We start from the raw sequence: 11,858 nt of genomic DNA, 5'->3' as shown, positions 1-11,858 counted from the left end.
CTAGCGTGGGCGCGCCGAGTGATTCCGGAATGCACGCACCGCATCAAGGATGCGCATATTCTGAGAATCGGGTAATACCCATCTGCGCACCCAGTATTCGGCAATGAACATCAACGCAACCAGCGGGATGGTCAGAAAATTGGAAAAAACCGACCATACGGCCAGCGGCGCCAGAAAAAACAGCAAAGTCGAAATCAACGCCATCATGGCAAAAAACAGGGTCCAGGCTACGGTCACCTGGCGTGCATAATTTTCGTGCTGTGGGGTCAAGGGCGCATGCACGGCTTCTGCAAAACGGGTACACAGCGGTTGACGTCCGGCAATCAAAGTGCGGGCAAAAGTCATGAACAGGATGAGCTGCATAGCCATATATTGCAGCCAGTAAACCAGGCCGAAATGGTGTTCCAGCGTCGACCAGCCAAACCACAACGCGGCACACGCCAGTACCAGCACGCCCAGCATCACGATACGCCGAGATGAGCGCCAGGCCAGGATCAGTGCAATCAAGGCTACCGGAGCAATGGCTACCAATGCACCCAAATTAGGGTTGCTTGCGGATTCATTGGTGTAATGAGCCAATACCGAATAGCCGATCACCAGCGCAGCAATGCCCAGCCAGCGCAGGACGCGGAACATCATTTAGCGGGTTCTCTGCGTTGCGATATAGTCTGCAAGACTGCGCAGCGAGCTGAAAATATGCTGATTGTCGGCACTGTCAGCACGCAGCTGGAGACCATAACGCTTGGATACCATCAGCGCGACTTCCAGCACGTCAATGGAGTCCAGACCCAGGCCCTCACCGTACAAGGGGGCATCAGCGGAGATTTGATCTGCAGCGACTTCAAGGTTCAAGCATTCAATCATCAGTTCAGCAACTTCATGTTGCAACTCGGCGGTACTGGATACAGGTGGTTTATGATTATCTTGCATAGTATTAAGAATCGTAATGTGTAAGTGTCGGAAGCAGTAGAGCAGACAGGTGTTTGGGGGGGGACATATCATTTGAAACAAAAGTGGGAAGACTAGGGATAAGCCGGGATGTCCGTGGATATTGAGTTCAGCCCAAGGTAAGCGCATTTTAAGGTTTGAAACATTTTAGCGGTTTTCGGTTAAATAGTCAGACGGTATGAAACAAAAAATAGCATGAAAATGGTAGCTTGCTGCTATTGGTTGTGCCAAATACCCCACAAAGAGTGACCGTTAAGCACGGCTGGCGGTTCGCCTGGCTATGCAATGACATATTCGACCACCACGCAAACAACCACCTGGTGCAACTCTCAGCCTGCTGCCAATTGGACCGCTTCTTCAATGATCTTCTGATCGACCTTGCCGCTGGCCTTGAAGGCGCGATAGAGCATTACAACGGCATGGGCTTTCTTCGCTGGCACCATCGCCAGCCCCGCCCTTAGCAATGCCGTTTCCAGCCCTTCTAGTAATGCCAGGAGCAAAGGCCAGTCTATATCCGCTGGTGTCTGTGCAATAGGAAGGCCGTGCTTAATCGGGTTTTTCGGACATTCATCGCACGCCTTCCACCATCGAACGGCCATAGGTGAGCTTGTTAAACCTTCCCCCGCCGCATGATCCCGGCAATGTTGTAGCGTAAAAACGTATTGCAAATCAAGATGCTGTTCCTGAACAAACGGACAATCCACAGGCGTTTCTGGATTTGGAATACCGAATATAACGTAATCAATATCAATGCCAAGATTTCCGGCCGCTTCAAGGTAATCCACATCCGGGGAGCGCTTCCCGGACTCGTAAGTTGTTTGAGCTGTCCTTTTAATTCCGCAAGCTTCAGCAAACATTGCTTGGCTGAAGCCAAGGCGCAGCCTCTCTTGCCTTAGCCGTTTACCAAAATCAGGCATAAAAACCTCTTGACCGAATGTGCGCATATGCGTACATTTCGTACATAATGTACGCATATGCGTATTATGTGATTACCCATCATAACAGGAGGCTATATGGAAACGAAACAGCTTAAAACCCGCGAAGACGTGCTGGCAGATTTCGCCAGCAAAGGAATTAGCATTTCAAAGTGGTCGAAAGATCACGGCTTACCGCCTAGCGTGGTTTACGGAGTGCTAAACGATCGGCGGAAAGCGCGCATTGGTGTTAGTCACAAAGCCGCAGTTTTGCTGGGTATCAAACATGGCGAGATTGTCGAGGGGCCGCAATCATGAGCCGCGCCGAAGCAATTGTGGATGCCGCCCTTGCTCATGGAGACAAGCGAAGCATCGTGTATCGCCAGGGGGCTATTGACGTGTTGCTGTTCAAGATTGAAGGCCGCCGTATCCACGTTCCTTACCGGGCTGGGACAGTCGAATTCGATGCCTATTTTTCAGGCAATGATCGCGGTTGGCAAATTTGGCGACGCTTCAACGAGGGGAAAACAGAAGCCGGAAAAGCATGCCACGACGTGAGGCGACTTGAGGCGAAATCCACAACCCTAATGTCGCCTCAATCGCCTCAGTGAGGCGACATACAAAAAAACACAATGAATCATATGGATAACGCAAATATTCAGGGTAATGAGGTTTGGCTTGCCACAAGTGAAGTCGCCTCACTTTCTGGCATTTCCAAGAAAACTCTACAACGTCACGTCAAAGCCGGCAAATACACCGCCAGAAAAGACGAGTCCGACGGGCGCGGCAGTTACCAAATCCTCCTTTCCAGTCTGACCAAAAAAGCGCAACAGGAATGGGCAAAACAACAGGCCAGCACGCCCAGCCAGGCAATCGAAGCTTTGAAGGTCAATCCTTTTATCAATCCGAACAGCATAGTTTCGTTGCAATCTGGCCCGGTGGCCACGCTGGTGAGGAAGCAAACCCACCGTAACCCGAACATCGTCGAGTCTGCCGAGGAATACAGCCTGTTGTGGGCTGCCTACGAAAAGCACGGCAGCAAGATTAAGCGCCGCGCCGAAGCAGCACTGGCTGCCGTTGACTCATTTTATGAAATGCGTGATTCAGGGGTTTCCGTTGAAATGGCGGTAGCTTCAATCAAGGCGCAATTCGGCGCGTCCAAGGCCACGCTTTGGCGCTATCGCGTCCGGGTTGATGGGCATCCGCGTGAAAACTGGTTGCCGCTGTTGGCCCCGCGCTATGTGGGGCAGGGTAAGGACGCGGAATTCACCGAGGAGGCTTACGAATGGATTCTGGCACGGCACCTGACAACGAGCGAAACCAAAACCTCTGTTCTTGTCCGCCTAGCGCGCAAGGAAGGCGAGGGTAAGGGGTGGATGATCCCCAGTAACAAAACGGTATCGCGCCGCTTGGCAGCCGAACCGGCCCCGCTGGTGATCCTGGGCAGGCAGGGACCAAAGGCGCTAGAGGCGAGTTTTCCGACGGTAGAGCGGGATTACAGCAGCCTTGCGTTGCATGAAATGTGGGAATCGGACGGTCGCCGGATGGACGTAAGGTGTGAATGGCCAGATGGCAGCACAGGCCGCCCGTTTGTCGTGGTATGGCGGGAGGTGCGAACCCGTTTGGTGCTATCGGCCAAGGGCTACAAAGACCCGTGCGGTGAACTAGTAATGGCCTGCTTCCGCGATGCGGTTGAAAACTGCGGCGCCGTGCCGAGAAAATGTAAGATCGACAACGGCCGGGAGTATGCGAACAAGACTTTTACCGGTCAACAGAAAACCCGCTATCGCTGGGGCGTGAAACCGTTTGAGCCTGTGGGCGTGGCAACACAAATGGGCGTAAAAATGGAATGGTCGCCACCGGGCAGGGGGCGAGATAAGCCGATTGAATCATTTTGGAGGTGGGTTGCCGACAATCTCGACAAGCGCCAGGAGTTTCAAGGCACTTACGTTGGCAAGGACACGGTTTCCAAACCGGAAGACTGCAACGGGAAAAAGCCCGCGCCGATTGCGCTGCTTGGTGCCTTGCTGGCAGAGGCGCTCCACCACTTCAACATGGAAAAGAAGCACCGTGGCAACGGCATGAACAATCGCACCCCGGCCGAAGTTTACGCGGAAATGCTGCCGACCGCCGATATCCGCAAGCCCGATCCTGCCCATATGCGCCTGCTGTTGATGGCCGTCAAGATGGTGAAACCGGACAAGGCCGAAGCGACATTTGAATTCCAGATTGAGGGATACGGGAAGAAGCGATTTTGGAGCGAGCAATTCGCGGCCCTGTCTCTGGCTGCTCGTGATAAAAAATATGCTGTCTGGTATCACCCGGATAACCCCGCTGCACAGGTCTCCGTGTATGACGGCGATGTCCATGTATGTGACTGCAAGCCGATTGATGCCCTACCGTTTACCGGGGCAAGCGAGCAAGCGGCAGCGCACGTTCAGGCAAAAAATGGGTACATGAAACCCGTCAAGGGCACCCTAAAGGCCATCAATGCCGCATCGCCACTGGCACTTCCCGCGCCTGGATCAGCATTTAACCCCTTGGGTATCCCGCAGTCCGCACCGTTGATCGAAGCCCGGCGCGCGCCTCCTGAGCTGAAAGGCGCCGGGCCGGATGCCGCGACTTCGGAACGTCGGGAAGCCTTGGCGCGCGCTGTAGCGGAAAGGCGCGAAGCCGCGGAAAAGGAGGCGTCGCGCAAGCGTGAAGCCGAGAAAGGCCGCCGCGAAGAGTTGCAACGGATCAAGGAAGAAAACGATGCAAGAAAGGAGGAAGGCGAGAGAAAACGCCGTACAGGCTGAAACCTGGACGGCGTTGGCAGTGCTTTTTGGTGCGTTTTGCGGGACGGAAACCCGCTGGCGCTGGTGAAACAGAGAGGAGTTCAAATGCTATCTGAAATAGATGATCCGATCAAACAGGAAATTGACCTTGAACGATGGGAGCGGCTTAAAAACCGCATGATTGATGAAATATCAAACGGCTTCACGCTGGAACGGATCGCGAATGAAGCCGGGCCAGCATTTGTGGCAGGACACTTGGAAAAATGGGCAGCCAATCCCGAATGGTGGCGCGATGGCAGTCGCGGACGCATTGGCGATCAGTCTATGGCAGACAAAATAGAAAGCGTCCTGGAAACATACTTTGCAGGGCTTGATGCAGATCGCATGGAAGAAAAAAAACGTAATCCGGGTCGAGTCGAAACTAGTGTCATGCAATCAGTTTTCAAGGGTTTCAAGATGGCGCGCCGCGTACCGGCGATGGTCGATATATGCGTACCGGCTGGCGCGGGTAAAACACAGGCGTTGGATGAATATATAAACCGCTGTCGCAAGGAGGAAGGATTGGATTGCCCTGTCTGGTCTGTTGGGTTGAGTGAATTCGGGCTGACGACCAGGGCTGTTTTGTCGATGATTGCTGCAAATGTGGATAGTCAGTACCGCCATGACAAGTCAAGGAATGACTTCGAGATCGATTTCCACATAGAAGAAAAGACGCGCGGCCTAGGCGGAATACTGATTATTGATGAAGCACAACATCTCGCGGACGCCAAGCTCGAGCACGGCATTCGTATCGTGAATGGGTTGCGCCGCTATGTGGACAAGGGGTTATTCGGCATTGCCTTACTCAACAATGGCGAGGTGTACCGGCGCATATCAGGCGGCAAACACGATCAGCTATTGAGCCGCATGAAGGAATGGCGCGTGGAGGTCAAAAGCGTTACCGAACACGACATTGATCTTGTCATGGCAGCCTGGGGTGTATCGGGCAAGGAAGAGCGTGAATGGTGCGTGGAACGTGGAACGGGGCCCGGCCAGTTGCGCGCTATGGTATCCGGCTTTAAGCGCTCGCTACTTGATTTCGACGTTATCGACATATCAACCTTGAGGGGCTGGTGATGCCACCAGTTAAATTTTCGGCATTAATCGATAAGAGAAAAGGTTAGGGGGGCGTAAGCATGCGGACAAATGGAATGAAACGAACCGGGAAAAACCGCCTGATCCAGCTTATCAAAATCGGCCAAAAGCGCCTTGGCTGGGAGGATGATCTATACCGCGCCTGGCTGGAAAGGCACACCGGCAAGCGCAGCTGCAAGGATTGCAGCGAGGCTGAACTATCCGCCCTTGCTGATGAATTGCGCGACCTGGGCGCACTGGATCAAGCCGGGGCTGTCACCTCGCCGCCAGGCGGCAGCGGCCCGGATCGGCCCACCCGAAGGCAATGGAGCGCCGCCCTGGGGCTGGCGAAAAAATGCGGCTTGACCGGCAAGCCCGATGATCCCGCCTTTGTCACCTTCTGCAAGAGAATCGCCAAGGTGGAAAACCCGCGTTTTCTCACGCGTGACGGCATTTCGAACATCATGAACGGACTGGAAAGGTGGCTGAGATACAAGCAAAACAAGCGCGAAAAGTAAAAGCGTGTCATTGCAGCATTGGGTAACTGGATTGAACGAAAAAACGAACGTGCAACCAAGGAGAAATAAGATGAGTGAAGTAAAGCGTAACGAAGTATCCATCAACAGCGAACTGTTCTATAGCATGGAAAACGCCACTGCTGGGCTGGCCGCACTGGGCGACCTAATGCGCAACGTTGACAAAGATCATCTCGATGAGAGCACCTTCGACGGGATCGCGCAACTGCTGGAAATCCTCAGCAAGCCCTTTTTTGATGCCGTGTTAGATGGCCATGGTTTGGGTGCTGACAAGGAAATAGCCAGACCAAGGCAAGAGGCCAATAAAACACCGCATTAGACGCAATTTAACGGGTGGTTAACGGGGGTGTTTTTACAGGTTGAGGCCGAGATGGTCTGGAACAGTAAAAACGCTTTAATGGGCTTTTCTGGCGTTTTTAACGCAACAGGCGAGGAAGGTCTGTATCCGGTCTACCCAACCTACACGGTTCCGTTCACCCGTTTTATAGCGTGAAGCGGAAAATACAACCACTTACCAGGTAAATATCCATGACTGACCGTACCACCACAACGCCCGAAACAGACGCCCCAGTTTATTCTGCCAGCCAATCTCCAGAATGCATTACAGATGCTGGTGACAAATGCAGCCGCAACCACCGTACCGGGTTGGCTGACCTGCTGGAATTCAAGCAGCGAGCCAAATCAATCCAGCCCAGCGCAATACCGGACGGAGATCCCGCAGCGCGACAAGATCTTCTTGAGATACTGGTCGAGATGAATTCAGAAGCCGACCTGGAGTGGCAGGAACGCAAAAAAATGCAGGAAAGCTCTGATAGACGCCATATTGACGCCATTGATGCAGCCCATGAAACTCACCGCGCGATGAATGCCATCAAGGGCCTGCTTGTCCCGACCGCGTACGTGCCAGCTAATGAGTCGGGTCTGGACATGGTTAATCGGGATGATTTATATGCGCTGCTGGCAATTGTGAACGGCCATCTTGGGCGTGCCCTGGAAATGGCAAGTGACAGTGATGGGAAGCGGTGACCCCCCGGCGGGGGGGATTGCTTGATATTCTGATTGATGACCAGTAAATCTAACGAAGCAGTAGCCCCGCCAAACCAGCCTTTGAGAAGGCGCGCCGTTGACGGTTCTGCCTCCGGGAAGGGTAGGTGGTAGACAGAAACACGGCGCGCCAGTCCTCATTCTCTTCCCGATCCTCCCCGCCTCAATAGGCGGAAATCCTTCCCGGTAGGATTTCCGCCTTAACCCAACGCCCTCATGCGGAAACAATACCGCCATGAATCGAAGCGATGGGAACGGCATGCGAAGTTTTGTTTTACCCCGAGCCCGGGCAGTTAATTACATTGGCGTCTTTCAGGACGTTTGTCAGCTTATCGGCGAAGAAGCCACCGCCAAGCTGGTTACGCAATACGGCGGAACACGCCTGTACCTACCGGCCACGATCAAGCCAGAACATCCCTTGTGCCAATTGCTGGGGCAGGAAATCGCGCAAAAATTGGCAGGGGAATTTAGCGGTTTGTCCGTGGAAATTCCCCGTGGCGTCAAGCTGCTTATCCGGCAGCGTAACACGCTGATTTTTGCTGATCGCGCGTTGGGCATATCGCACCGCCAACTTGCCCTCAAGTATCGGCTGACAGAAAGAAGCATCCGAGAGATTTTAAATCAATCACCAAAATGAGAATCCCCATGAACATGACACCGAAAACGGCCGGGAATAACGGCCAGAAAGCCACCAGCAAGCAGCCCGAGCTTTCCCTGCTGCTGGCTCACCAGGTAGATATCGAATGCCTGGGCAACACCATCATCAACCTCGAAGACTTGATCGCCACCAAGCAGCGAGAAGTCCGCGAAGCGGCGGCCGCTGTGCCGAGCATCGAGCATCTCTCCCGCACCCGTGAAGACCTATTGGCTGCCGTAGCTGTCGGCCAGGCAACTCACGGCGAGGTACAGGCTTTCGATACGAAGAGCGAGGCCGAGAAAAAGGCTCACCAAGAAGCTTTGGCAACAGCAAAGCGCATTGCGAATGAAGCGTCGCAAGCGGTTGCCGGCCTCCAGCGCAAATTGGCAGAAGCCCAGGGGAAATTGCATGCCCTGCATAGCAGGGATACGAGCCTTCTTCGCGCCGTGGTGATGAACCAGGCTGAAACCACTTGCCGTGAATATGTTAAGGCAGCGCTTGCGGTAAAAGCGGCTTATCTGCGCCTGACCGCGCTGGATGGGCTGCTCAAGAGCAAGGGCTTGAAACCGGCAGGAATCATCAGTGGCGGCGTGCCAATCAACCTGCCTGTGTTTCAGCTTCCCGCTTGTGAGGGGCAATTCAATCCGAACTGGCCGGATTCCATTTTTAGCGACTCCCTGGCATACGTCAGCGGCGCGACCAACCAAGCCGCTGATGACTTGCTGGAAGAGTTGCGGGCAAGCGGCGTTACGCTGATTTAAGGAGTGGATCATGGTCTTGACCTTTGCCCAGCCGACCCAGCAGAAGAAACTCACGGCAGGCCAGCATGCAGACAAACTCGGTGCCCTGGCTGACAAGCTGGCCTCCGTACAACGCCGTTCGCCAAGCGAAATCGACGCGGCATGGGAACGTGACAGAGCCATTGGAAGGGCCTTTGGCCGCTCCAGGAACATGAGCACCGTGAAGTTGCCCGATGGTGTTGTACTCACGCCGGAAGAACTTGAATTGGCGGAGTGGGTTTACGAATATGCGGCGCATGAAAAATTGCCAGTGAAAGAGGCGATGGGACACATATTCGATTACCTCAAGCGGAATCCTGATCATATGGCCGAATACACGAAAGGGGACGCCAGTTTCTCTGAATCTCTCGCGGGCATGAATGGGCCGACTGACCAGGCACAGCAGCATGAATGGCAAGCCTGCCAAAACGCTTTGGGGCATCTCCGACGCATCCACCTTTATCAAACCGTGGCTGGGTGCAGCTTCTGTGAAGCAGTGGGTGCTGTCGCATGAACAGCACCCGTAGACTGCACCTGGAGCTCGCGGCGGTTGGTCAACTCGGAAAGCAGCTGTCCGAGCTTGGGAACCCCACGTTATCAAAGTTTCTATATGGCGATGGGCCCAGCTTGGCTGATCGTCTTGCGGCGTCTGTGGAGCATTCCAAGGCCACTCGCTGTGAAATCATCAACAAGGTAAGCGAGGCTTTAACTATGAAGAAATTTACGATTCGCCCGGCTGGGCTACGCGAGGTGATTGAATGATTACGGTCAATGGTTCGCTGAATTTTGGAGTAGAGCGCGACGGCGTTACGCATCGCGATTTTGTGATGCGTGCCCCGACGATTGCCGACGCTATTGAAGCTATCGAAACCGCCGGACCCGAATCATCCAATTTGCGCTTGCGTATGTTCAAGGCGGCCGCACAGATTGAATCGCTCGGTACGCTGGAAAAGCAAGAGATTACAGGCGAGTTGTTGCTGGCGTTGCCAGAAGATGACATCGAACCGATCTTCGCCGCGCAGGATGAGGTTGGAAAAAAGCAGAAAGGCTTGAGTCAAAGCTCAAGCCTTACACCGAGTTAGAGATGGTGCTGCGTCATCATGGATATCCCGATCCACACCTGTTAACCGAGGCTCACGCGGCAGCGATCATAGACGTGCTGTCGGGCCCGCGCAGCAATCCGTCATCAGACGGAAATACTAAAACCTACACCAGTACAAGGCGGAAAAAGCGTGTCAAATAACCTGGAATTGCAGCTATTGCTCAAGCTCAATGACCAGATGAGCGTGGGCTTGAAGTCCGCCATGAAATCCGTGCAGCAGGAATCCAGCAACGTGGCGAAATCCATGGATAGGATTGCTAACGCCACGAGGCGGATCAAACCCACCGCGATCGAGCGTATGACAGCAGCCTTGCGTTCCATGCAGGGCGCTGCCAAGGCATCTATTTCGGTGTTACAAAAAGTGGGCCAGGTTGGTGCTGCTGCATTCGCAGGCGGCTATGTACTGAAAAGCGCCGCTGAACGTCCGATGGCTTATGACCGTCGCCTGGCGATTATGGCCAATACTGCTTATTCCGACCGTGATGTGGCTGGCAGGATTGCTGGTAAATCCAAAATGGATGCGGCCATTCGCAGTGCTGTGAAGCAAGGTGGCGGGACGCCCGAACAGGCGGCGGAAACACTGAATGAATTGATCGGTTCGGGCGCGATGGGTCAGGGCCAGGCTGGCATTAACAGCTCGCTTAGCCTGCTGCCAACGCTGCAAAAATACGCTACTGGAACAGGGGCCGATCCCCAGGACCTTGCCAAGATCGTGATTGCTGCCAAGCAGAGCATGGGAATTACAGATGCGCAAATTCCAGCGATGTTATCAAAGGCAATCAAGGGCGGGCAGGAGGGCGGATTCGAGCTCAATGACATGGCCAAATGGCTGCCTCAAGAGATGGCATTGGCTGGCGGTCAGGGCATGAAGGGGATGAAGGGATTTGAAGCACTTGTTTCTGCCAATCAAGTATCGCGCATCACTGCGGGTAGTGCTGATGAGGCGGGCAATAATTTGGTTAATCTGCTGGCCAAGATCAACTCCCAAGATACTTCCAAAGATTTTAAAAAACTCGGGATTGATCTATCCGGCAGCTTGGCTGCTGCACGTGCGAAAGGAATGAACCCACTCGACGCATTTGTCGCGTTAGTCAGTACCGTTGGTGAAAAAGACAAGAAATATCTGGAGCTTCGGGCTAAATCCGAAAAGCAAACGGGGACAGAGCAAGGCGATACTTATGGTGCGATGGCCGATCTCATGATGGCAAAAGGTATTGGTAACACCGTGCAGGATCGCCAGGCGCTTATGGCCTTGATCGCCATGATTCAGCAAAAAGACAAGTATGGACAGATCAAAAAAACGGTAACGGCTGAAAATGGCAAGGAAGGGGAAACCAGTTTTGGCACGGTTGCCGACACCCTGGATTACAAAGCCGAGCAGGTAGGCAATAAGAAAGCTTTGGCGGCGATGGATACATTGGGCGCACTCGATAAGCCGCTTGGTTTTTTACTGGACGGCGTTAACAAAGGCGCTGAAGCCTTCCCTGGATTCACTGCTGCGCTGTATGCCGCAACTGTTGCAGTTGGCGCATTCACAGCGGCGGCTGGCATAGGGCGGCTATTTTCGGGGCCGAAGCCCGCCGGCGTACCTGCGATTCCAGGCGTGCCTGGCGGCAGCGGTACAGCAACCAAGGCGGCCAAAGCGCTGCCATTGGTGGCCGCTGGCCTACCCGTTGCGGTTGCAGCGACGGTCGCCTATTCTGCCTATCAGGCACATGAGGCATACCAGCGCTTGTCCAAGCTCCAGGAGCAGCAGCGCATGGATGACGAGGCACGCAAAGCGAAGCGTGCCGAGATCGACAAGCAGCTGCGCGCGTTTGGCGGGGATTCGCTGGTGAATGCCACCAAGGGCTATGATTTTCAGCAGCTCAAGCAAGTGCTCGATGGCATTGCGCACGCCAAGCAAACCATCAATATCCACATCGACGGCAAGCAGGTCGCTACCGTGGTCAACGGCCACAACGCCAGCCAGGCAAAGCGGCATTGATTGTTAAACCGATACCAATGA

Annotated in this window: 16 protein-coding genes; 13 read left to right on the top strand and 3 right to left on the bottom strand. The window is 54.0% G+C overall.

The genetic code is table 11. The features are described 5' to 3' along the window. The 3 genes from EI185_RS11265 to EI185_RS11255 form a co-directional block, all read right to left on the bottom strand. Complete coding sequence (locus EI185_RS11265; protein WP_124705257.1) at window positions 1-639, bottom strand: COG4648 family protein; 639 nt, start codon at window positions 637-639, stop codon at window positions 1-3. Further along, the gene (locus EI185_RS11260; RefSeq protein ID WP_124705256.1) at window positions 640-930 is read right to left on the bottom strand and encodes a phosphopantetheine-binding protein; all 291 of its coding nucleotides are present in this window, start codon (window positions 928-930) and stop codon (window positions 640-642) included. It lies immediately after the preceding gene. Between the two features lie 347 nt (window positions 931-1,277). Then, window positions 1,278-1,892 (bottom strand): helix-turn-helix domain-containing protein, encoded by a 615-nt coding sequence (locus EI185_RS11255; RefSeq protein ID WP_189836382.1) that lies wholly within the window; start codon window positions 1,890-1,892, stop codon window positions 1,278-1,280. Between the two features lie 69 nt (window positions 1,893-1,961). On the opposite strand from EI185_RS11255, the gene EI185_RS11250 reads away from it, so the two are divergent. The 13 genes from EI185_RS11250 (at window position 1,962) to EI185_RS11190 (ending at window position 11,837) form a co-directional block, all read left to right on the top strand. Continuing rightward, the gene (locus EI185_RS11250) at window positions 1,962-2,180 is read left to right on the top strand and encodes a DNA-binding protein (RefSeq protein ID WP_124705254.1); all 219 of its coding nucleotides are present in this window, start codon (window positions 1,962-1,964) and stop codon (window positions 2,178-2,180) included. Beyond that, window positions 2,177-2,473, top strand: a complete 297-nt coding sequence (locus tag EI185_RS11245) for a hypothetical protein (protein ID WP_124705253.1) — start codon at window positions 2,177-2,179, stop codon at window positions 2,471-2,473. Before EI185_RS11250 ends, EI185_RS11245 begins: the two co-directional genes overlap by 4 nt. A 30-nt stretch (window positions 2,474-2,503) precedes the next feature. Further along, a complete protein-coding gene (locus tag EI185_RS11240) occupies window positions 2,504-4,660 on the top strand; it encodes a transposase domain-containing protein (protein ID WP_189836381.1) in 2,157 nt (718 codons plus the stop codon). A gap of 84 nt (window positions 4,661-4,744) precedes the next feature. Then, complete coding sequence (locus EI185_RS11235) at window positions 4,745-5,755, top strand: AAA family ATPase (protein ID WP_124705251.1); 1,011 nt, start codon at window positions 4,745-4,747, stop codon at window positions 5,753-5,755. Between the two features lie 74 nt (window positions 5,756-5,829). Continuing rightward, the gene (locus EI185_RS11230) at window positions 5,830-6,270 is read left to right on the top strand and encodes a regulatory protein GemA (RefSeq protein WP_189836380.1); all 441 of its coding nucleotides are present in this window, start codon (window positions 5,830-5,832) and stop codon (window positions 6,268-6,270) included. A gap of 70 nt (window positions 6,271-6,340) precedes the next feature. Next, on the top strand, window positions 6,341-6,607 hold the full coding sequence (locus EI185_RS11225) for a hypothetical protein (protein ID WP_124705249.1): 267 nt from the start codon (window positions 6,341-6,343) through the stop codon (window positions 6,605-6,607). Between the two features lie 209 nt (window positions 6,608-6,816). Then, entirely contained in the window at window positions 6,817-7,314 is a 498-nt protein-coding gene (locus tag EI185_RS11220) for a hypothetical protein (RefSeq protein ID WP_124705248.1), read from the top strand. 253 nt (window positions 7,315-7,567) lie between these two features. Continuing rightward, the gene (locus tag EI185_RS11215; RefSeq protein WP_124705247.1) at window positions 7,568-7,969 is read left to right on the top strand and encodes a Mor transcription activator family protein; all 402 of its coding nucleotides are present in this window, start codon (window positions 7,568-7,570) and stop codon (window positions 7,967-7,969) included. An 8-nt stretch (window positions 7,970-7,977) separates the two neighbouring features. Then, on the top strand, window positions 7,978-8,730 hold the full coding sequence (locus tag EI185_RS11210; protein ID WP_124705246.1) for a hypothetical protein: 753 nt from the start codon (window positions 7,978-7,980) through the stop codon (window positions 8,728-8,730). A 10-nt stretch (window positions 8,731-8,740) separates the two neighbouring features. Continuing rightward, window positions 8,741-9,262, top strand: coding sequence for a hypothetical protein (locus EI185_RS11205; protein ID WP_124705245.1), 522 nt, complete (start codon window positions 8,741-8,743; stop codon window positions 9,260-9,262). After that, window positions 9,259-9,510 (top strand): hypothetical protein, encoded by a 252-nt coding sequence (locus EI185_RS11200; RefSeq protein WP_124705244.1) that lies wholly within the window; start codon window positions 9,259-9,261, stop codon window positions 9,508-9,510. Before EI185_RS11205 ends, EI185_RS11200 begins: the two co-directional genes overlap by 4 nt. Continuing rightward, window positions 9,507-9,830, top strand: a complete 324-nt coding sequence (locus EI185_RS11195; RefSeq protein ID WP_124705243.1) for a phage tail assembly protein — start codon at window positions 9,507-9,509, stop codon at window positions 9,828-9,830. The genes EI185_RS11200 and EI185_RS11195 overlap by 4 nt, the downstream gene beginning before the upstream one ends. Window positions 9,831-10,007: 177 nt before the next feature. After that, window positions 10,008-11,837 carry a phage tail tape measure protein gene (locus tag EI185_RS11190; protein ID WP_124705242.1) on the top strand — a complete coding sequence of 610 codons (1,830 nt, stop codon included), beginning with the start codon at window positions 10,008-10,010 and terminating at the stop codon, window positions 11,835-11,837. Window positions 11,838-11,858: the final 21 nt, after the last annotated feature.

Source organism: Sulfuriferula multivorans, assembly GCF_003851125.1.
Classification (GTDB): Bacteria; Pseudomonadota; Gammaproteobacteria; order Burkholderiales; family Sulfuriferulaceae; genus Sulfuriferula; species Sulfuriferula multivorans.
This window is presented reverse-complemented; position numbering and strand designations above follow the sequence as displayed.

Bases quoted from the DNA above. Each gene is read 5' to 3' on its own strand.
- EI185_RS11245 (WP_124705253.1), top strand. From the start codon at position 2,177: ATGAGCCGCGCCGAAGCAATTGTGGATGCCGCCCTTGCTCATGGAGAC.
- EI185_RS11215 (WP_124705247.1), top strand. From the start codon at position 7,568: ATGAATCGAAGCGATGGGAACGGCATGCGAAGTTTTGTTTTACCCCGA.
- EI185_RS11205 (WP_124705245.1), top strand. From the start codon at position 8,741: ATGGTCTTGACCTTTGCCCAGCCGACCCAGCAGAAGAAACTCACGGCA.
- EI185_RS11235 (WP_124705251.1), top strand. From the start codon at position 4,745: ATGCTATCTGAAATAGATGATCCGATCAAACAGGAAATTGACCTTGAA.
- EI185_RS11195 (WP_124705243.1), top strand. From the start codon at position 9,507: ATGATTACGGTCAATGGTTCGCTGAATTTTGGAGTAGAGCGCGACGGC.
- EI185_RS11225 (WP_124705249.1), top strand. From the start codon at position 6,341: ATGAGTGAAGTAAAGCGTAACGAAGTATCCATCAACAGCGAACTGTTC.
- EI185_RS11230 (WP_189836380.1), top strand. From the start codon at position 5,830: ATGAAACGAACCGGGAAAAACCGCCTGATCCAGCTTATCAAAATCGGC.
- EI185_RS11210 (WP_124705246.1), top strand. From the start codon at position 7,978: ATGAACATGACACCGAAAACGGCCGGGAATAACGGCCAGAAAGCCACC.
- EI185_RS11240 (WP_189836381.1), top strand. From the start codon at position 2,504: ATGGATAACGCAAATATTCAGGGTAATGAGGTTTGGCTTGCCACAAGT.
- EI185_RS11265 (WP_124705257.1), bottom strand. From the start codon at position 639: ATGATGTTCCGCGTCCTGCGCTGGCTGGGCATTGCTGCGCTGGTGATC.
- EI185_RS11200 (WP_124705244.1), top strand. From the start codon at position 9,259: ATGAACAGCACCCGTAGACTGCACCTGGAGCTCGCGGCGGTTGGTCAA.
- EI185_RS11260 (WP_124705256.1), bottom strand. From the start codon at position 930: ATGCAAGATAATCATAAACCACCTGTATCCAGTACCGCCGAGTTGCAA.
- EI185_RS11220 (WP_124705248.1), top strand. From the start codon at position 6,817: ATGACTGACCGTACCACCACAACGCCCGAAACAGACGCCCCAGTTTAT.
- EI185_RS11250 (WP_124705254.1), top strand. From the start codon at position 1,962: ATGGAAACGAAACAGCTTAAAACCCGCGAAGACGTGCTGGCAGATTTC.
- EI185_RS11255 (WP_189836382.1), bottom strand. From the start codon at position 1,892: ATGCGCACATTCGGTCAAGAGGTTTTTATGCCTGATTTTGGTAAACGG.